Below are 18,039 nucleotides of genomic sequence, written 5' to 3'. Positions count from 1 at the left end.
CGGTCAGATCAATGCAAAACGCCTGCCCCAAGCGCCAATACCGCGAGAGTGGTTTCCTCATTGTGCCGCACCGCAGCCACCGCAGCTACCGCAGCGGCCGGCGTTTCAGCCGCGTCCGAGCCAGTGCCGGGCCAGTGCCGTGCCTGTCCGCTGCGCCCGTTAGTTCGGTCTAACGGCCACCAGCACGACGCCCAGTTCCGCTTCCAGCTCCTGCAGTTTCTTCAGCTGGTCTTCGGGCAGGGAGGCGGTGTTTGCCTCGACACCGGCCAGCGCCACCACAGGGCTGCCGATGTCCTTTTCCAGGCTCTTGATCGCGTCCAGCTTGTCGGCCTCAAGCGAGGCAAGCGGGTACAGCATGGCGGTCTCCTCTTTGTTGATGAGAGTGACTATAGCCGATTCCCGCCGTATCAGGGGCGCGAACGTAAAAGGCCCCGGCTCCCGCCAGGGCCACTCTCTCGCTCCCGGCGCGATCAGGCGCGCTGCAGGCTGTCCGCGTGGGTGACCACATCCGGCTCCAGGTCCCAGTTCTTGCCGTCCAGCCCGTCGATCTGGTCGTCCTCCGGCACCCGCATTCCCACGGTCCGCTCCAGGATGAAAGACAGAACCAGCGCAGTGACAACACCGGTGCCGATGCAGACAGCCGTGCCCGCCAGCTGCATCACCAGCGAGATTTCCCCGTGCTGGAACGCATAGGCGCCTTCCTCTACCCCGAAGTAACCGCCGCGCGGGGTGCCGGCCTTGAACAGGCCCAGCATCACCATGCCCAGGGTGCCGCAGCCCAGGAACAGCGGGAACAGCTTGTGCTCGTCGATGCCGCGCTTCAGCGTGAACTCATAAACCGCATAGGCCGCAAAGGGCGCCACAAGCCCGACAATGAACGCCTGCCAGGGCAGGTAGACGTCGAACCCGGACGCGCCGGCGACATAGCCCGCCAGCGGACCCAGCAGGGTATAGGCGTATTTGCCGGTAGCATAGGCGATCAGCAAGCCGGTCACTGCGCCGCCGGCCCAGACCAACGCGTAATTGTTGATTGCGATGCCGACGCTGGTGTCGGCCATGGTGATGCTGACTGCCAGCGCTTCCGGATCAAAGAAGAACAGGCAGGACAGGATCACCATCGGCAGGCCGGCAAAGATCAGCAGAAGGCCCGGAGCGCACAACCCGATGCTCGGTGCCAGATAGGCCGAGATCCGCGGGTGCGGCGCCATCATGCCGGGGCGCGCGCCCAGCTTGGGGGTGAATACCAGCGCCATTCCGGCCGGGAACAGATACACGAAACCCACACCAAAGAAGTCGTGGAAGCCCGCATTGGTCAGCGGCCCGACCGACCCCCAGGTCGCCCAGCTGAGGGCTGAGGACACCACCGTGGCCACAATGCAGGTGATGAAATAGGCCGAGGCCTTCATCCGTTCCGACACCGCGAAATGAAGCAGAATGTTGATGATGCCGGCAAACACCGCCAGGAAAAAGATGAAGATCTGGAAGGTGTTCAGCCCCGGAAAGGTCCCGGGATCCGTATGATGCGCCATCGCATTGGTCAGGGCGCCGCCCAGCCACCAATCCTTGATGGAGTCCATCATGGTCGCGCCTTCCATGATGTAATACTGCCCGGCCCACAGGCCAAAACCGATGATATAGTAGGTCGCAAACCCCAGGAAGAATCCCAGTGTCTTTTCAATCGTCGAGTTGAACAGATTCCTGCGCCGGGCAGTGCCTGCGTCGATCAGCAGCAGGCCGACGACGACCAGAATGGCCCCGACGATCCCAGAAGCGTACAGAATATTCTGCACCAGTGAATTCAGCGTAACTTGCTGAGCGTGTATCGTGCTCACGTCCAATGGCATTTCCAGTTTTCTCCAAGTTGGTTTGTCTTCCCGCCGGTTGTTTGCCACCAGCTTTGACAGGCCGGCCTATGCTGCCGCCAATGGGCCGAGCATGCCGGTTCGAAACGCACCGGGCGGGTCAGGTCCTCTGACACGCCTGGTTCACGGAAAGGATGGCGGATCCAGGGCGCTTTACAACAAATTATTTTACCTTGTGGAAATAAAGTTTCATTTGCGGCGTATGCGGCGGCTGCATGCCGCATCCTGCGCTGCCGGTTCAGTGAATGGTTTCGGCTTGGGCCGTCCTTGGCGGCGGAATCAATCGGTCTCAGCAGATTTGGCGGCAGGGAAAAATCACGCCGCTGTGGCCGGCGCACCGCAGTGGGGGGCGGGGGGCCTGTGTGATCCGGGGGCTGTTTGCCGCTCCGAATCAAGTCGCCGCAGCGCGCCTGGCAACGGGGATTGCTGCACTGCGGCGGCAGCTTGCAGCCCCGAAATGGCAGCCTGGAGGCGGAAAACCCGGTGAACTCCCGCCGATTAAGCTGCCGGACCGGCGGCATTTTGTTCCCCCACGCAAGAATTTTTCCTATACTCTCAAAATAATAGCCAGAACATACCGGCAGCCTGGGAGGAAATTGAACATGATCCGCTCTGAGTTGATTCAGATGATTGCAGACGAAAACCCGCACCTGTATCAGCGGGATGTGGAGAGGATCGTGAACACGGTGTTCGAGGAAGTGACCGATGCGATGTCCCGCGGCGACCGGGTTGAGCTGCGCGGCTTTGGCGCCTTTTCGGTCAAAAAGCGGGACTCGCGGACCGGCCGCAATCCCCGCACCGGTGAAACGGTCCATGTCGATGAAAAACATGTGCCGTTCTTCAAGACTGGTAAGCTCTTGAGGGACCGCCTGAACGGGAAAGCCTGATGCGTTACATTCGCTACGCGGTTCTGGGGTCTCTGGCCATTGTGCTGGTGTCGGTTGCCCTTGCCAACCGGTCTTTTGTTGAGCTGAAACTGATGCCCTCGGCACTGGGCGAGCTTTTTGGTTTCAACTTCACCATTGCGCTGCCGCTGTTTGCGGTGGTGCTGGGCGGGGTTGGCGCCGGGCTGGTGATCGGCTTCCTGTGGGAATGGCTGCGCGAGCATAAGCACCGCAGCGAAGCCGCGCAGAAGACGCGCGAGGCGCGCAGGCTGAACCGCGAAGTGAGCAAGCTGAAAAAGCAGAAGAACGAAGGCAAAGACGAAGTTCTGGCGCTTTTGGAAGACGCAGGCTGACACCGCCATGACAGAGATCCGGGTCAAGATCTGCGGCCTCAGCGCGCTGCAGGATGTTGCGGCCGTTGCCGGGGCAGGGGCGGCTTATGCCGGTTTTGTGTTTTTTCCCAAATCCCCGCGCCACGTCAGCATCGAACAGGCCGCAGCTTTGGCTGTCGAGGCCCCCGCCGGTCTGTGCAAGGTGGCGCTGACAGTTAACGCCGCAGATGCAGAGCTTGATGCGATCACAGCCGCGGTGCCGCTGGATATGTTGCAGCTCCATGGCAAAGAAAGCCCGCAGAGGGTGGCCGAGGTGCGCGCCCGCTACGGCCTGCCGGTGATGAAGGCAGTGGGCATCGCCGATGCCGCCGACCTGCCGCAGATTGCGCTTTATGAACAGGTGGCCGATCAGCTCTTGATCGACGCCAAACCACCCAAGGAAGCCACGCTGCCCGGTGGCAATGGTCTGGCCTTTGACTGGCGGCTGCTGGCGGGCCGCAAGTACTGGCAGAAACCCTGGATGCTGGCCGGCGGCCTGACCCCGGACAACGTCGCCGAGGCGATCCGTATGACCGGTGCGCGTCAGGTCGATGTCTCCTCCGGTGTTGAAAACGCGCCGGGACAGAAAGACGCCGCGCTAATCGAAGTTTTCACCCGGGCGGCGCACGCTGCCCGCGGCTGAAGCCCCGCACAGCAGCAGCCTATGCAAATGCGGCAGCCCGCGGGATTTGAGTATTTGGAGAAAGATGAAGCTGCATCGTCCCATGTCTTCATCTTTCCAAAAATACTCACTTCGCGACCGTGCCTGCCTGGTATGCCATCCAGGTGTTGCGCAGCCGGCGTACGCGGCCCTCACGCCGACTTAAACCCGTTCTGCCATGCTCTCCCCTGATTGCGGTCACGCTGGTCCTGACACTTCCGGCACCTAGGAACAGGGCCTCATTCATTTGGGTCGTGCGAGACAGCGTTTAGAACGCGGGCGTATCCTCTGGATTTTCAGGGCCGGCAGCTAGCAGCAGCAGACAGCCATTCCGGCAGGGCATCGGCCTTCGCCGGATGTGCCTGCTTGCTTCAACCCCTCTTTACCATGGCAGCGGCGCGCTATAGTCATTGCGGGCGCTGCGAGAGAGGGAAGAACCATGGCCGACGATCTTTTCAACAGCTTCATGAACGGTCCGGATGAACAGGGGCGTTTTGGCATCTTTGGCGGGCGGTTTGTCTCGGAAACCCTGATGCCGCTGATCCTGAGCCTTGAGGCAGAATACAACCGGGCCAAGGACGACCCTGCCTTTTGGGCGGAGATGAGGGATCTGTGGACGCATTACGTCGGCCGTCCCAGCCCGCTCTACCACGCCGAGCGTCTGAGCGCCGAATTGGGCGGCGCCAAGATCTATATGAAGCGTGACGAGCTGAACCACACCGGTGCGCATAAGGTGAACAACGTGCTGGGCCAGATCCTGCTGGCACGCCGTATGGGCAAGACCCGGATCATCGCCGAGACAGGTGCAGGCCAGCACGGGGTGGCCACCGCCACTGTCTGCGCCAAGTTCGGCCTTAAGTGCATCGTCTACATGGGCGCCCATGATGTGAAGCGCCAGGCACCGAACGTGTTCCGCATGCGCCTTTTGGGTGCTGAAGTGATCCCGGTCACCTCGGGCCGCGGCACCCTGAAGGACGCGATGAATGACGCGCTGCGCGACTGGGTGACCAATGTGCGCGATACCTTCTATTGCATCGGCACCGCCGCAGGTCCGCACCCGTATCCGGCGATGGTGCGCGATTTCCAGTCGATCATCGGCAAAGAGGTCCGCTGGCAGCTGGCCGAGCAGGAAGGCGAAGGCCGCCTGCCGGACACTGTGATCGCCGCGATCGGCGGCGGCTCTAACGCCATCGGCCTGTTCCACCCGTTCCTTGATGACCCCTCGGTGAAAATCATCGGGGTTGAGGCCGGCGGCAAAGGTGTGGATGACCGGATCCAGCATTGCGCATCGCTGACTGGCGGACGCCCCGGCGTGCTGCATGGCAACCGCACCTATCTGCTGCAGGATGAAGACGGGCAAATTCAGGAAGGTTATTCGATTTCCGCCGGTCTGGATTATCCGGGCATCGGCCCCGAACATTCCTGGCTGCATGAATCGGGGCGCGCTGAATATGTCTCGATCACCGACAAGGAAGCGCTGGAAGCCTTCCTGGTCAGCTGCCGCACCGAAGGCATCATACCGGCGCTGGAGCCCAGCCACGCGCTGGCCCATGTGATGAAGATCGCGCCCAAGCTGCCGTCGGACCACATCATTGTGATGAACATGTGCGGCCGCGGCGACAAGGACGTGTTCACCGTTGCCAAGCATCTGGGCTTCGATATGTCCGACACCGAAGAAGGCCGCAGCTTCGAGGAGTAACGGCAACATCCCGGTAACACAGAAGGCGCCCCGCAGGGCGCCTTTTTCAGTTTAGCTCAGGCCTCATGCAGGACGGTTTCGAAGCCTTCGAACTGCGGATGCCCCAGGATCGGGCTTTCGCCTTCGCGCTTGCCTGCATCGCGGTGCGCAGCGCGGAACTGTTCGGATTTGGTCCAGGCCTCAAAATCTTCGCGGCTGTCCCAGATCACATGGCTGGAATAGAGAAGGTGATCCTTGCCTTCCGGGCCTTTCAGCAGACGGAATTCGCGGAACCCCTTCAGCTCTTTCAAGCGGCTTTCCCGCTGTTTCCAGATGGTCTCAAAATCGGCTTCGCGGCCCGGGCGGATCTTGAAGCGGTTCATGGCGATGTAGCTCATGCAGGAGCCTCCTTGTCGGTGTGGTGAAATGCAGGGAGGCTGGCGCAGGCGAGGGTCCGGCGGGCTGGCTTGACGATGCAATAACGGTATTTCCCGCTGCCGGTCAATCCGGGAGGGCAATCGGGCAGGTCAATCCAGCAAGCCGGGCCGGTTCAGGCCGGATCGGCGGCATAGCTTTGCAGAATGCTGAGCGGCACAATCTCGAGTGCTCGCTGATGGGTGGCCTCAAGATGCACCTTGGGGGCGCAGCCCTCATCCGCTGCCTGCAGGAACCGGGCCGCGCACAGGCACCAGCGGTCGCCGGGCTGCAGGCCGGCAAAGCCGAACTCGGCCCGCGGGGTCGACAGGTCATTGCCGACGTATTTGCTGAACGCCAGGAATTCCGCGGTCATCACCACGCAAACTGTATGGCTGCCCTGATCCTCGGCGCAGGTGTTGCAATGCCCATCGCGGAAAAATCCGGTCACCGGCGCAGTGGAGCAAGGCGCCAGCGGGCCGCCCAGAACATTGATGCTGTCGTCTTTTTTCATGAGGCCCGTCCTTGGCGCGTTCAGGGTTAAGGATAGCGCGTTTGCGCCGCCGGTCCCGTAGGTTCCGGCTTGAAATGCCAGGTTTACACAGGATTGCCGCAACTGGCTGCAAAACGCAAACCGCCCGCCAGGGGCTGCCTGGCGGGCGGTTGAAAATCAGGCTGCAATCCCCGGGTTACTTACTGAACAGGAAGTGCAGAACATCGCCGTCTTTGACGACATAGCTTTTGCCTTCCGCCCGCATCTTGCCGGCTTCCTTGGCGCCTTGCTCGCCATTGCAGGCGATGAATTCGTCATAGGCGATGGTCTCGGCGCGGATGAAACCCTTCTCGAAATCGCCATGGATCACGCCGGCCGCTTGCGGCGCTGCGGTGCCGGTGCGGATGGTCCAGGCGCGGGCTTCCTTGGGGCCGACAGTGAAATACGTCTCCAGGTGCAGCAGCTCATAACCTGCGCGGATCAATCGGTCGAGACCGGCCTCGGCCAGGCCCATTTCCTCCAGGAACATCTGGGCTTCGTCGGCGTCCAGCTGGCTGATTTCTTCCTCGATCTGGGCCGAGATGATCACATGGGAATTGCCCTGCGCCGCGGCCATTTCGGCCACTTTGGCGGAATGCGCGTTGCCTTCGACCGATTCCGACTCGCCCACGTTGCAGACATAGAGCACCGGCTTGGTGGTCAAAAGCTGCAGCATCTTCCAGGCCTTGGCGTCATCGGCGTCAACCTCGACCAGGCGGGCGGGCTTGCCGTCTTCCAGCATCGCTTGCGCGGCGGCCAGCAGCCGGTCCTGCTGCAAAGCCTCCTTGTCGTTGCCCTTCAGCTTGCGAACCAGATTGGCGCGGCGCTTTTCGATGCTTTCAAGGTCCGACAGCATCAGCTCTGTCTCGATCACCTCGGCGTCCGCGACGGGGTCGACGCGGCCCTCCACATGGGTCACGTCGCCGTCTTCAAAACAGCGCAGCACATGGGCAATTGCGTCGGTTTCACGGATGTTGGCCAGGAACTGGTTGCCCAGGCCTTCGCCCTGCGACGCGCCTTTGACCAGGCCGGCGATGTCGACAAATGTCATCCGGGTCGGGATGATCTGCTTGGAGCCGGCGATTGCCGCCAGCTTGTCCAGACGCGCGTCCGGCACGCCGACCTCACCCACATTGGGTTCAATCGTGCAGAACGGAAAATTGGCCGCCTGCGCCGAGGCGGTTTTGGTGAGCGCATTGAACAGCGTCGATTTACCCACGTTGGGCAGGCCGACGATTCCCATCTTAAAGCCCATACCGGCCTCCTGATACCACTTGGGAGCTGCTTCTAGGTAGCTTTGGGCCTGCACGCAAGGCAAGGATGGCTGGCATATGTGCCACAATCGCTCTCTGTGCGGGGCCACACAGTGAACCCTCATATTGCTTTTTCGTGAGGTGGCTAGGAAAAGCAGCAAATTAAAATATCTTGGTGCAAAGAAAATAATTCTGCGAGGGGCTAGAAATGAAACAGACAGCTTTGCTGGCGGCCGCGTTTTGTGCTGCTGCAGCCATGCCTGCTGCCGCCCAGGAAATGACGCTGGGGCTGGGCTATTCCAATTACTCCCGTGCGGGTTCCGAAGACAGCGCGCTGTTTGCGGTGGAGTATCTGCACGCGCCGTTCCACGAGGGGCGGCTGCTGTCGGCGCGGTTCGGCGCCGCGCTGGAGGTACAGGAGACCGGCGATGTATTTGCCGGCGTCGGCATCAGCGGCGTGGTTGACCTGAACAACAACTGGTTCATTGAGACCAGCGTGATGCCGGGCGCTTATCACGAAAGCTCACTGGGCAATGATCTGGGCTCCACCTTTGAAATCCGCAGCCTGCTGGCGGTTGGCAAGCGGTTTCACAATGGCAAGGCGGTGTCGCTGGCGCTTAGCCACAAATCCAACGCCTCGACCGCGGATCAGAACCCGGGCGTGAATTCGCTGACGCTGCGCTGGCATATTCCGCTGAACCGCTAACAAGTGCATTCCCGGGCCTGCGCGCGGCCCGGGATTGATTTCCCGCGCAACATTCGGCACACCATGGCGGAAACCTGAATAAAAGGCCCGCCCATGACCCGCATTGATGCCAAATTCGCCGACCTGAAAGCCGCCGGAAAGAAAGCCTTTGTCACCTATGTGATGGCGGGCGACCCCGACTATGACACCTCGCTGGAAGTGGTCAAAGGGCTGCCGGGCGCCGGTGTGGACATTATTGAGCTGGGCCTGCCGTTCACCGATCCGATGGCTGACGGGCAGACCATCCAGCTGGCAGGCCAACGCGCGCTGGACGGCGGTATGACGCTGGAGAAGACGCTGCAGCTGGCGGCAGATTTCCGCAAAACCGACGACACCACCCCGATCGTGCTGATGGGCTATTACAACCCGATTTATAACCGTGGCGTCGATACCTTCCTGGAGGACGCCAAGGCGGCCGGCATTGACGGTCTGATCGTGGTGGACCTGCCGCCGGAAGAAGATGACGAGCTTTGCATCCCGGCGCAAAAAGCGGGGCTGAACTTTATCCGCCTGGCCACCCCGACCACCGATGATGCGCGCCTGCCCAAGGTGCTGCAGAACACTTCGGGCTTTGTCTATTACGTCTCGATCACCGGCATCACCGGCGCGGCAGAGGCCGAGGCCACCGACGTCGGCCCCGAGGTTGCCCGCATCAAGGCGGCCACCGATCTGCCGATTATCGTGGGCTTTGGCATCAACACGCCCTTGAAGGCGCAGAACATCGCCTCAATCTCGGACGGCGCCGTGGTGGGCAGCGCCATTGTCAGCCAGATCGGCGCAGGCAAGTCGCCGGATGAGGTGCTGGCATTTGTGAAATCGCTGGCGGATGGCGCCCATAAGGGCTGAGTTTCAAAGCGCAAATTGACTGTAAAAACCGCACCCTCGGGTGCGGTTTTTGCGTTTCCGGGGTGCGGCAATCGCGGCGTTGCCTTTGCTTTGATGAATTGGTAAGAAAACCTTACCAAATGAAAGCGGGAGAGAGTCCGGTGCCGGTGATCACAAATATCAACGACCTGAAGCGCATCTATGAACGCCGTGTGCCGCGGATGTTTTTCGACTATGCCGAAAGCGGCAGCTGGACCGAACAGACCTTCCGCGAGAATACCACGGACTTCGAGCAGATCCGCCTGCGCCAGCGGGTGGCGGTGGATATGACGGGGCGGACAACCGCGGCCCAAATGATCGGTCAGGATGTGGCGATGCCGGTGGCGCTGGCACCGGTGGGGCTGATGGGGATGCAGCACGCCGATGGCGAGATCAAGGCGGCGCGGGCCGCCGAGGCGTTCGGGGTGCCGTTCACCCTGTCCACCATGTCGATCAATTCGATCGAGGAAGTGGCGGAAGCGACCTCCAAGCCATTCTGGTTCCAGCTCTACACGATGAAGGACGAGGACTATATCCGCCGCCTGATCCAGCGGGCCAAGGATGCCAAATGCTCGGCGCTGGTGATCACGCTGGATCTGCAGATCCTGGGCCAGCGCCATAAGGATCTGAAGAACGGGCTGTCGGCGCCGCCCAAGCTGACCCCCGCGACCATCGCCAACCTGATGACGAAATGGACCTGGGGGTTGCAGATGCTGGGTGCCAAGCGGCGCAACTTCGGCAATATCGTCGGCCATGTGCACAGCGTTTCGGACACCTCGCAGCTGGGCGCCTGGACGGCCGAGCAGTTCGACCCGGCGCTGGACTGGGGCAAGGTCGAACTGCTGATGGAAATGTGGGGCGGCAAGGTGATCCTGAAGGGGGTCCTTGACGCTGAGGACGCGAGGATGGCCGCCAAACTGGGCGCCGATGCCATCGTCGTTTCGAACCACGGCGGGCGGCAGCTGGACGGCGCGCTGAGTTCGATCAGGATGCTGCCGGAAATCATGGATGCTGTGGGCAGTGACGTCGAGGTGCATCTGGACAGCGGCATCCGCTCTGGCCAGGACGTGCTGAAGGCACTGGCGCTGGGCGCCACCGGCACCATGATCGGGCGCGCCTTTGTTTACGGCCTGGGGGCAAGGGGCCAAAAGGGTGTTGCCGAGGCGCTGGAGGTGATTCGCAAGGAGCTGGACACCACCATGGCACTGTGCGGCGAACGTTCGGTTGACGGCTTGGGGCGCCATAATCTGCTGGTGCCGCAGGATTTCGGCGGGCGCTGGCAGGAATAACGCGGCCCCGGAACCGGGCGGGGGGCTTTGCCCCTTCCCAAATTGCCGCAAGCGGTCTATAGGCACGGCTTCACGCGGGGTGACAGCCTTGGAGGCACTCCGCCCTAGATACATTGGAGAATTGACATGGCAAAAGAGATTCCTGATCTCGTCGCCGAAGTACGTGCGGGGACGGGCAAGGGCGCCGCTCGCGCTGCGCGCCGCGCAGGCATGGTACCGGGCGTTGTTTACGGTGGTGACGTGGATCCCGTTGCGATCCAGATCCCGTTCAACGTTCTGCTGAAAAAGCTGAAAGCCGGCCAGTTCAAGTCCACTCTGTGGAACCTGAAAGTGGAAGGCCAGGACGACGTGCGCGTGATCTGCCGCGACGTTCAGCGTGATGTGGTGAAGGACCTGCCGACCCACCTCGACCTGATGCGTCTGCGCCGCACCTCGAAAGTCAACCTGTACATCCCGGTTGAGTTCATCAACGAGGACGAAGCACCCGGCGTCAAAAAAGGCGGCATGCTGAACGTGACCCGCCCCGAGGTTGAGCTGGTCGTGACCGCCGGAGACATCCCCGAGAAGCTGGTTGTCGATCTGGCAGGCCTGAACATCGGCGACGTTGTCACCATCTCGTCGATCGAACTGCCGGCCGGCGCCAAGCCGACCATCGACCGCGACTTCGTGATCGCCAACATCGCATCCCCGGGCGGCCTGACCGCATCGGATGACGAAGAAGGCGAAGAAGGCGAAGCCGAAGCAGTGGCTGCCGAAGAATAAGATCCGCGCCCATTGGGGTTAGGTTGGCGGGCTCCCTTTGCGGGGGCCCGTTTTTGTTTGCCGGTCCTGCAGGCGAGTGATTGACTTTTCCCTGCGCCGCTGCCCCATTTCCGCCTGAGGACAGGGGAGGGACGGGCATGGCGGATTTTGACATTGCCATAGCGGGCGCAGGCGCGGTGGGGATGAGCTGCGCGCTGTGGGCGCAGATGCGCGGGCACAGGGTGCTGCTGATGGACCCGGAGCCGCCCGGATCCGGCACCAGTTACGGCAATGCCTGCACCCTGGCGACCTATGCCTGCCTGCCGGTGAATGACCCGTCGGTGCTGACCTCGCTGCCCGGCCTGATGTTCTCCAGGGACAGCCCGCTGTCGCTGTCTTATGCCCATGCGCTGCGCAATCCGCGCTGGATGCTGTCGTTTCTGGCCAATTGCCGCGCCGCACCTTCGCACCGGATAGCGGGCCATCTGGCGGATCTGCTGTCTCATGCCGATGCCGGAATAAACCCGCTGATCGAGGCCGCAGGCGCCGGCGATCTGGTGGTGGCGCGCGGCCAGCTGTCGGTCTGGTCCACCGGGAAGGCCGGGAAGGCCGCCACAGCAGGGCTGGAGCGCCGCCGGGCGCTGGGCGTGCCCTGGCGCGAGGTCGGACCGGATGAAGCGCTTGAGATGGAGCCGGGCCTGCATCTGCCAGTCAAACGCGCGGTGCATTTTCACGCCGCACGGCACTTGCGTGATCCGCAGGAATTCATCACCCGGATGCACCGGGCCTTCACTGAGCTGGGCGGTTCAACATTGACGGCGGCGGTTGAGGCCGTGAGGCCCTCAGCCTGCGGGGTGGAGTTGCAGGCAGAGGGGCAGAGCCTCACCGCTGGACATGCGGTGATTGCCTGCGGCGCCTTCTCCCGCCGGATCGAGGGCACGGGCACGCAGAAACTGCCGCTTGGCACCGAGCGCGGCTATCATGTGATGTTCAGGGACGAGGCGCACCGGGTGACCCGGCCCGTCGGCTGGGACGAGGCCGGGTTTTACGCGGTGCCGCACGCGAACGGTTTGCGGCTGACAGGAACGGTGGAGATCGCCGCGCTGGACGCCCCTGCGAACAAGCGCCGCCTGGCCTATATCGCCCGCAAGGGCGCAGAGATGCTGGGCGCATTGCCGGAACCGGACAGCGAGTGGCTGGGCTACCGCCCGACGATGCCCGACTCGCTGCCGGTGATTGGCCGCAGCCCGCAGTCGGAGCGGGTGCTGTATGCCTTTGGCCATCAGCACATCGGCCTGACCCTGGGCGGTATCACCGGGCGGCTGATTGCCGATCTGGCGGAGGGGCGGCAGCCCAATGTGGATCTGGCGCCCTTTGCGGCAGACCGGTCCTATGCCTGAAGCCGGCGGCACTGGATTCCGCAGCCCAAATAGGGCATCAATCGGCTTCCTTGAAACGCAGATTGAGCTCCGCCTATGAAACTCTTTGTCGGCCTTGGCAATCCCGGCCCGAAATACGAGCGCAACCGCCACAACATCGGGTTTATGGCGCTGGACAATATTGCCGGCGATCACCGGTTCACCCCCTGGAAGTCCAAGTTCCAGGCGCTGATCTGCGAGGGCAATCTGGGTGGCGAAAAAGTGCTGCTCTTGAAGCCGCAAACCTTCATGAACCTCTCTGGCCAGTCGGTGGGCGAGGCGATGCGGTTTTACAAGCTGACGCCTGCCGATGTGGTTGTGCTGCATGACGAGCTGGACCTGGCGCCGGGCAAGGCGCGCATGAAACAGGGCGGCGGTCATGCCGGCCACAACGGTCTGCGCTCGATCCATTCCCATATCGGCGCGGAATATGCGCGGGTGCGGCTGGGGATTGGCCATCCGGGCCACAAGGACGCGGTGGCGGGCTATGTGCTGCGTGACTTCCCCAAAGCGGATGAGGGCTGGCTGGACGACGTGATGCGCGGCATCTCGGACGGCGCGGCGGACCTGGCCAGGGGCGACGGTGGCAAGTTCATGAAAACAGTTGCGCTGCGCGTGGCGCCGCCGCGCAGCTCAACCACCAAGCCCAAGGCGGAGGCGGAAAAGCCCTCCCGGGAGGAGCCTGCGCCCGACACCCGCTCAGCGATGGAAAAGCTGATGGACAAGTTCAAGTAAGCCGGGAGGCAAACAGATGGTGAAACTGATTATCGACACCGATCCGGGCATCGACGATGCGATGGCGATCTTTTATGCTGCCGCGGCGCCGGATATTGATCTGCTGGGGCTGACCACGATCTTTGGCAATGTCACGACGGCCACTGCCACCCGCAATGCACTGCGCCTGCTGGAGGCCGCCGGGCTGGATGTGCCGGTGGCCGGCGGCGCCGCCACGCCGCTGGTGCTGCCGCCGTTCAAACCCTCGGCCTATGTGCATGGCGAGGAGGGCTTTGGCGATATCCCCGCCGCCGAGCCAAAGGGCCGGGCGCTGAACGAGGAGGCTGCGGATTTCCTGTGCCGCATGGCGCGTGAGCACAAGGGCGAACTGGTGGTCTGCCCGATCGGACCGCTGACGAACATTGCGCTGGCAATGCAGCGCGATCCGGAGTTCATCGGGAACGTCAAATCCATCGTGGTGATGGGCGGTTCGCTGGAAGAGGGCGGCAATATCACGCCCCACGCCGAGGCCAATATCTATCACGACCCGCATGCGGCGGACGTGGTCTGCCAGGGCGGCGCCAAGGTGGTCTTTGTGGGTCTGGATGTTACCCACCGGATCCTGTGCCGGCCGGAGGATTTTGCCGCCATCGCCGCCAAATCTCCGGACCTGGGCGGTATGCTGCAGCAGATGTCGCATTTCTATATCAAGTTCTACAGGGAGGTTGCGGGCCTCAACGGCTGTTCGCTGCACGACCCGGCGGCGGTGATTGCCTGCACCCATCCGGACCTGTTCGCAATGCGCGACGTGCCGCTTGAGGTGTCCTGCGAGGGCGAAACCTCCGGCGCGACCCTGGCAGCACCGGACAGCGGACGGGCGCCAGTCAAGGTCTGCATGACGGTGGAGGCGGATGCGGTGAAATCACTGTTTCTGCGGCGCCTGGCGCTGTTGCCCTAGGCCGGGACCGGACCCGTGAAACCGGTCCGGAGTGTGAGCGGACTTTTGGGTACATTTCTGGCAGGAGAGGGAATGTACCGATGCCGAAGAAACGATTTAGAGATGAGCGGATACCTGAACAAGGCCGAGCTGGGATTTCTCTCGCCCAGGAAGACCTGCGGACAATGCCTGTATCGAAGCCTTCAGCAACCGTCTTCGCCTGACTGTGCTGCAGATCGTCTTTGTGGCTAACTGCGTGTAGCGTGCCGTGGTGCTCAGCTTGGCATGGCCGAGCAACACCTGGATGACCCGGACATCCGCTGCCCGGCAGGCGCATCCTCAGGATGCTGCCGAGAGGGGGTGTTGGCCTCCAGCAGATGCGTCGCAAAGCTGTGGCGGAGCGTGTGAAGCGTTGCCGCCTTATTGATGCCCGCCATGTGCTTGGCCGAAGTGAACGCCCGGTTCAACTGTCGTGGTGACAGTGGATTGATCTTCGGCTTTCCCGGAAAGAGCCATCCCTCCTGACGGGACTCGCGCCAGTAGTCGCGCAGCAACGCAAGCAGGTTGGGCGACAGCATCGCCCCACGATCCTGCCGGCCCTTTCCATCATCGACATGGATCAGCATACGGTCGCTGGCGATGTCCGTGAGCTTGAGGTTGCATACCTCGGAGGCGCGCAGACCGGCTCCGTAGCTGATGCCAAGGGCGGCACGATACTTGAGCCCGGGGCCGGGAACCGCGGCCAACAGGTCGGCCACCTCCTCGACGCAGAGCACCACGTGCAGTTTGCGGGGCTTGCGGTGGAACTGCATGAAGCGCGTTCGGCGGGAAAATGATCCCCCGGATCATTTTCTATACTTCCGTCACTCTCCTCGCGCCCGCAGGTCACACCGAAGAAGAACCGCAAGGAAATGATCCGAACATAGAAGGTGCTGGCTGATACCCCGTCTTCAGTCATCTTCAACTGATACGACCGCAGCTCCTCGGGTGTCCCCGTATCGGGTGATCGGCCAAGAAAGGCCGCGAAGTGCTTCACGTTACGGATATGGGCCCTTTGGGTCTTCTCCGCCAGCGGATGTTCATGTCTTTGATCATCCGCTGGCGCAGCCGGGTCACTCTCTCCTTTGTCATGGGAGCCTCCTGTCTGATGATTGAGAAGGCCCCATTCGTCAGGCAGTTTGCTAAGCCAGCCAAATGTGCCTCGTTTTGGGCGGCGCACGCCCGTGGCCATGAGCGCCAATGCCGAGGAGCGGCTTAGTCCTCCTGCGCTCCGCTGCCCCCGGTGCGTCCCGCAGCATCATATGAGGCAGTTTAGCCCTGCCGAGGGGGCGCTTGCGGGGAAGTGACCCGGAAGTTTCGCACGCGCAGCATCGTTGGCCCAGGGTCTTCGGTCTATGGCCGCCTCGGGCTGGATTGAGCAGATCACAGTTGGCCTGGGGAAGGTTGGCACTGGTTTCTCGGTGCTGTGCCGCCGCATGGCGGCAGTAAGCCCAGACCGAATTTGCTGCAGCGGCGTAAGATTTCACGCCGCCTCAAAGCGAAAACAGCATCCGTTCTTGCATGTGGTAAAACAGCCGAGGTGAAGCGTGATGAGATCACCGCGCTCGCCGATGCCCATCAACGCGGCGTCTAGGATCGCGAGCCCTTCATCCATGACTGCATGGCAGCACTCGCCTTTGCGGCCTCATTACGGCTGGAGCGGGGGAATCAATTCCAGGCCGGTTGCCGTGAACATTATGTGAACATTCCTGCGCGGATTTTGCACGTGAATCACGTGCAGTTCCGTAAAAGTTCCCGGAAAACAGGGGGAATCTCCCTGTTCTTCTGACACAGTAAAAATTTGAAAAAACGCCTTGTTTCTCTAAGCTCTGGCAAATATACGGGTCAGCGGAGACGTGGCCGAGTGGTCGAAGGCGCTCCCCTGCTAAGGGAGTAGGCCCGGAAGGGTCTCGAGGGTTCGAATCCCTTCGTCTCCGCCACCCAACCTTCGCAAGTCCCTGATTTGCAATCATTATTCTTGGCTTTCAGGTTTTCGTTCCCACACTTGTTCCCACACTTGGCATTTACTTGCTCTAGCCGAAGCACACCGCCTGTCACTCGCTTTCACCGGTGATCAGGCGTCGTTGATCGTCGCGACTGATTTGACCATAGCTGCGTAAGGTGGTCAAAGGGTCCGAGTGGCCAAGGTTTTGCGCGTTGGCGATGAACTCGGCCACGGTTTTGCTGTTTTTCGCCGCGTGTCGGGCCAGCATGTGCCGAAAGGCGTGTGGACCAAAGGCAGGCAGGCCAGCCGCCTCGAAAGCGGTGTTGACGATCTTGCGGACAGGTTCGGTAGTCTTCCAATGCGCGCGGGTGAACCCGCAGGCTGTGAACCCCTTGTTGGACTGCGCCGTCAGGGCCGTGGCCGGAAACAACGGATCATCCGGGCTGTAGAGCGCCACCTCGTCGAGATAGGTCGTCCAGTCCCGCAGCGGGGCTTCGGCCTCAGCGAAGTCCTTGGCGAAGAACGTGTCGATTCGCTTGCCGAACTTGGTGGCCACCTCACGTGGGTTTTGGGTGACGGATTTTTCGTCCAAGTCCAGATGCTTGATCTTGAGCGAGGTCAGCGCCTCGACGCGGATGCCGGTCAGGCACAGCAGCGCGAAGATCGCCTTGTCGCGCATCTGGCGCGGGGTCTCGCTGGGCATCATCGCCAAGGCTCGCTTGGCTTGGCGAATGCTGGGCGCGGGCCGCTCAGGGGCGGCGCGGGCTTCGGCTTCATCGCGTCGAGAAAGCTGGAAATAGCTGGCGTCGGCGGCCTTGATCCTGCGTCGGAACCCGTCTTGCTGAGACAGCCAAAGGGTGAACTCACGCATCGTGGCCATGATCGCGCGGGTCGTAGATTTGGCGAGGGGTTTGCCGTTCGCGCCCTTTGCGTGATCGAGGTGCTCGCGAAAGCCCACGGCCCAGTCAATGTGGAACTTGGCGAAATCTTTGCGTCTGTTCCAAACGTCGAAGCGTTCAAGATGGGCAATCTCACGATCCAGGGTCTTCTCCGAAACCTGCTTGGCGTGCTTGCGAAAAGTCAGGAACTCTCGCTTGGTTCGCTCGTTTTTCTCGTTGAGTTGGGTGGTCATAAGAGCCTCCGATTTGCTTTAGTTTTGCCTGTCAAAACCCCTGCCAATCGCGGCAGGCTGGAAGTGGAAGATCAGGGGGGCATCTGTCCGCCTCTTTAATGTCGATTCCGGGCGGTTGTTTCGGAAGCGTCGTTGGCCTTTTGGGAAGGTTCCCCGCGCAACGTCACATCGAAGGTTTTGGCGAGGGTCGGCACGCTGCCAGGCGGAATTGGCTTGTGCATGATCGTTTCGCAGGTCTCGCAGATCGCGGAGAGTTTTGCGCGGGTGCCATCCGTCTCGCAATCGACCAGCCCGCCCGCCGGTTTCCGCGCTGCGCGGCATTTCAGGCAATAGAACTCGTCAGGCGACAGGCGCGATTTTCGCCCCTGTCTCTGGCGTTGGATGTAGCTGATAAGCGCGTCACCACGCACCAGTGTTGGTCGCTCATCCGTCATGGCCGTCAGGCCTTGCTTGATCCACGCCCGGATGGTGCGGTCAGAGACGCCGGTGACACCCGCCGCCTCTGGGATCGTGTAGCAGCGCAGCGATTTGATACCGCTGAGTTTGGCTGACTTGGGCAT

The 18,039-nt window shown here is 61.8% G+C and carries 18 protein-coding genes, 1 tRNA gene and 1 pseudogene; 12 read left to right on the top strand and 8 right to left on the bottom strand.

Features of this window, described 5'->3' with window-relative positions; all coding sequences use genetic code 11:
- Nucleotides 1-159: 159 nt before the first annotated feature.
- Both ETW24_RS15850 and ETW24_RS15845 read right to left on the bottom strand, forming a co-directional pair.
- Nucleotides 160-357 (bottom strand): hypothetical protein, encoded by a 198-nt coding sequence (locus tag ETW24_RS15850; protein WP_129371948.1) that lies wholly within the window; start codon nt 355-357, stop codon nt 160-162.
- Nucleotides 358-470: 113 nt separating this feature from the next.
- Complete coding sequence (locus ETW24_RS15845) at nt 471-1,832, bottom strand: ammonium transporter (protein WP_254695635.1); 1,362 nt, start codon at nt 1,830-1,832, stop codon at nt 471-473.
- 632 nt (nt 1,833-2,464) lie between these two features.
- Here ETW24_RS15845 and ihfB point away from each other — a divergent pair.
- The 4 genes from ihfB to trpB all read left to right on the top strand — a co-directional run bounded on the left by ihfB (nt 2,465) and on the right by trpB (nt 5,477).
- The gene (gene ihfB / locus ETW24_RS15840) at nt 2,465-2,749 is read left to right on the top strand and encodes an integration host factor subunit beta (protein ID WP_129371946.1); all 285 of its coding nucleotides are present in this window, start codon (nt 2,465-2,467) and stop codon (nt 2,747-2,749) included.
- Entirely contained in the window at nt 2,749-3,099 is a 351-nt protein-coding gene (locus tag ETW24_RS15835) for a LapA family protein (RefSeq protein ID WP_129371945.1), read from the top strand. The genes ihfB and ETW24_RS15835 overlap by 1 nt, the downstream gene beginning before the upstream one ends.
- A 7-nt stretch (nt 3,100-3,106) precedes the next feature.
- Entirely contained in the window at nt 3,107-3,760 is a 654-nt protein-coding gene (locus ETW24_RS15830; RefSeq protein WP_129371944.1) for a phosphoribosylanthranilate isomerase, read from the top strand.
- A 457-nt stretch (nt 3,761-4,217) separates the two neighbouring features.
- Nucleotides 4,218-5,477 (top strand): tryptophan synthase subunit beta, encoded by a 1,260-nt coding sequence (gene trpB, locus ETW24_RS15825; protein WP_129371943.1) that lies wholly within the window; start codon nt 4,218-4,220, stop codon nt 5,475-5,477.
- 56 nt (nt 5,478-5,533) lie between these two features.
- Here the strand turns inward: trpB and ETW24_RS15820 are convergent, their stop codons facing one another.
- From ETW24_RS15820 to ychF, 3 genes are all read right to left on the bottom strand, one after another.
- Nucleotides 5,534-5,854 (bottom strand): antibiotic biosynthesis monooxygenase family protein, encoded by a 321-nt coding sequence (locus ETW24_RS15820; protein WP_129371942.1) that lies wholly within the window; start codon nt 5,852-5,854, stop codon nt 5,534-5,536.
- A 152-nt stretch (nt 5,855-6,006) separates the two neighbouring features.
- On the bottom strand, nt 6,007-6,384 hold the full coding sequence (locus ETW24_RS15815; RefSeq protein WP_129371941.1) for a DUF2237 family protein: 378 nt from the start codon (nt 6,382-6,384) through the stop codon (nt 6,007-6,009).
- Nucleotides 6,385-6,559: 175 nt separating this feature from the next.
- The gene (ychF, locus tag ETW24_RS15810; protein ID WP_129371940.1) at nt 6,560-7,657 is read right to left on the bottom strand and encodes a redox-regulated ATPase YchF; all 1,098 of its coding nucleotides are present in this window, start codon (nt 7,655-7,657) and stop codon (nt 6,560-6,562) included.
- A 206-nt stretch (nt 7,658-7,863) separates the two neighbouring features.
- On the opposite strand from ychF, the gene ETW24_RS15805 reads away from it, so the two are divergent.
- From ETW24_RS15805 to ETW24_RS15775, 7 genes are all read left to right on the top strand, one after another.
- The gene (locus tag ETW24_RS15805; protein WP_129371939.1) at nt 7,864-8,361 is read left to right on the top strand and encodes an acyloxyacyl hydrolase; all 498 of its coding nucleotides are present in this window, start codon (nt 7,864-7,866) and stop codon (nt 8,359-8,361) included.
- Between the two features lie 93 nt (nt 8,362-8,454).
- The gene (trpA, locus tag ETW24_RS15800) at nt 8,455-9,246 is read left to right on the top strand and encodes a tryptophan synthase subunit alpha (protein ID WP_129371938.1); all 792 of its coding nucleotides are present in this window, start codon (nt 8,455-8,457) and stop codon (nt 9,244-9,246) included.
- Nucleotides 9,247-9,386: 140 nt separating this feature from the next.
- Nucleotides 9,387-10,553, top strand: coding sequence for an alpha-hydroxy acid oxidase (locus ETW24_RS15795; RefSeq protein ID WP_129371937.1), 1,167 nt, complete (start codon nt 9,387-9,389; stop codon nt 10,551-10,553).
- A 126-nt stretch (nt 10,554-10,679) separates the two neighbouring features.
- Complete coding sequence (locus ETW24_RS15790) at nt 10,680-11,315, top strand: 50S ribosomal protein L25/general stress protein Ctc (protein ID WP_129371936.1); 636 nt, start codon at nt 10,680-10,682, stop codon at nt 11,313-11,315.
- A 137-nt stretch (nt 11,316-11,452) separates the two neighbouring features.
- Nucleotides 11,453-12,694, top strand: coding sequence for an NAD(P)/FAD-dependent oxidoreductase (locus tag ETW24_RS15785; protein WP_129371935.1), 1,242 nt, complete (start codon nt 11,453-11,455; stop codon nt 12,692-12,694).
- Nucleotides 12,695-12,769: 75 nt separating this feature from the next.
- Nucleotides 12,770-13,447, top strand: coding sequence for an aminoacyl-tRNA hydrolase (pth, locus tag ETW24_RS15780; RefSeq protein ID WP_129371934.1), 678 nt, complete (start codon nt 12,770-12,772; stop codon nt 13,445-13,447).
- Nucleotides 13,448-13,463: 16 nt separating this feature from the next.
- On the top strand, nt 13,464-14,384 hold the full coding sequence (locus ETW24_RS15775; protein WP_129371933.1) for a nucleoside hydrolase: 921 nt from the start codon (nt 13,464-13,466) through the stop codon (nt 14,382-14,384).
- 96 nt (nt 14,385-14,480) lie between these two features.
- On the opposite strand, the pseudogene ETW24_RS15770 reads toward ETW24_RS15775, so the two are convergent.
- A pseudogene (locus tag ETW24_RS15770) lies at nt 14,481-15,494 on the bottom strand (tyrosine-type recombinase/integrase).
- Between the two features lie 758 nt (nt 15,495-16,252).
- Here ETW24_RS15770 and ETW24_RS15765 point away from each other — a divergent pair.
- A tRNA-Ser gene (locus tag ETW24_RS15765) sits at nt 16,253-16,342 on the top strand.
- A 114-nt stretch (nt 16,343-16,456) separates the two neighbouring features.
- Here ETW24_RS15765 and ETW24_RS15760 read toward each other — a convergent pair.
- Both ETW24_RS15760 and ETW24_RS15755 read right to left on the bottom strand, forming a co-directional pair.
- A complete protein-coding gene (locus tag ETW24_RS15760) occupies nt 16,457-17,479 on the bottom strand; it encodes a tyrosine-type recombinase/integrase (protein WP_129371932.1) in 1,023 nt (340 codons plus the stop codon).
- Between the two features lie 95 nt (nt 17,480-17,574).
- Complete coding sequence (locus ETW24_RS15755) at nt 17,575-18,039, bottom strand: helix-turn-helix domain-containing protein (RefSeq protein ID WP_129371931.1); 465 nt, start codon at nt 18,037-18,039, stop codon at nt 17,575-17,577.

This window comes from Leisingera sp. NJS204 (assembly GCF_004123675.1).
Lineage (GTDB): Bacteria > Pseudomonadota > Alphaproteobacteria > Rhodobacterales > Rhodobacteraceae > Leisingera.
This window is presented reverse-complemented; position numbering and strand designations above follow the sequence as displayed.

Bases quoted from the DNA above. Each gene is read 5' to 3' on its own strand.
- pth (WP_129371934.1), top strand. From the start codon at position 12,770: ATGAAACTCTTTGTCGGCCTTGGCAATCCCGGCCCGAAATACGAGCGC.
- ETW24_RS15815 (WP_129371941.1), bottom strand. From the start codon at position 6,384: ATGAAAAAAGACGACAGCATCAATGTTCTGGGCGGCCCGCTGGCGCCT.
- ETW24_RS15760 (WP_129371932.1), bottom strand. From the start codon at position 17,479: ATGACCACCCAACTCAACGAGAAAAACGAGCGAACCAAGCGAGAGTTC.
- ihfB (WP_129371946.1), top strand. From the start codon at position 2,465: ATGATCCGCTCTGAGTTGATTCAGATGATTGCAGACGAAAACCCGCAC.
- ETW24_RS15805 (WP_129371939.1), top strand. From the start codon at position 7,864: ATGAAACAGACAGCTTTGCTGGCGGCCGCGTTTTGTGCTGCTGCAGCC.
- ETW24_RS15850 (WP_129371948.1), bottom strand. From the start codon at position 357: ATGCTGTACCCGCTTGCCTCGCTTGAGGCCGACAAGCTGGACGCGATC.
- ETW24_RS15755 (WP_129371931.1), bottom strand. From the start codon at position 18,039: ATGCCCAAGTCAGCCAAACTCAGCGGTATCAAATCGCTGCGCTGCTAC.
- ETW24_RS15790 (WP_129371936.1), top strand. From the start codon at position 10,680: ATGGCAAAAGAGATTCCTGATCTCGTCGCCGAAGTACGTGCGGGGACG.
- ETW24_RS15820 (WP_129371942.1), bottom strand. From the start codon at position 5,854: ATGAGCTACATCGCCATGAACCGCTTCAAGATCCGCCCGGGCCGCGAA.
- ETW24_RS15775 (WP_129371933.1), top strand. From the start codon at position 13,464: ATGGTGAAACTGATTATCGACACCGATCCGGGCATCGACGATGCGATG.
- ychF (WP_129371940.1), bottom strand. From the start codon at position 7,657: ATGGGCTTTAAGATGGGAATCGTCGGCCTGCCCAACGTGGGTAAATCG.
- ETW24_RS15835 (WP_129371945.1), top strand. From the start codon at position 2,749: ATGCGTTACATTCGCTACGCGGTTCTGGGGTCTCTGGCCATTGTGCTG.
- ETW24_RS15830 (WP_129371944.1), top strand. From the start codon at position 3,107: ATGACAGAGATCCGGGTCAAGATCTGCGGCCTCAGCGCGCTGCAGGAT.
- ETW24_RS15785 (WP_129371935.1), top strand. From the start codon at position 11,453: ATGGCGGATTTTGACATTGCCATAGCGGGCGCAGGCGCGGTGGGGATG.
- trpA (WP_129371938.1), top strand. From the start codon at position 8,455: ATGACCCGCATTGATGCCAAATTCGCCGACCTGAAAGCCGCCGGAAAG.
- trpB (WP_129371943.1), top strand. From the start codon at position 4,218: ATGGCCGACGATCTTTTCAACAGCTTCATGAACGGTCCGGATGAACAG.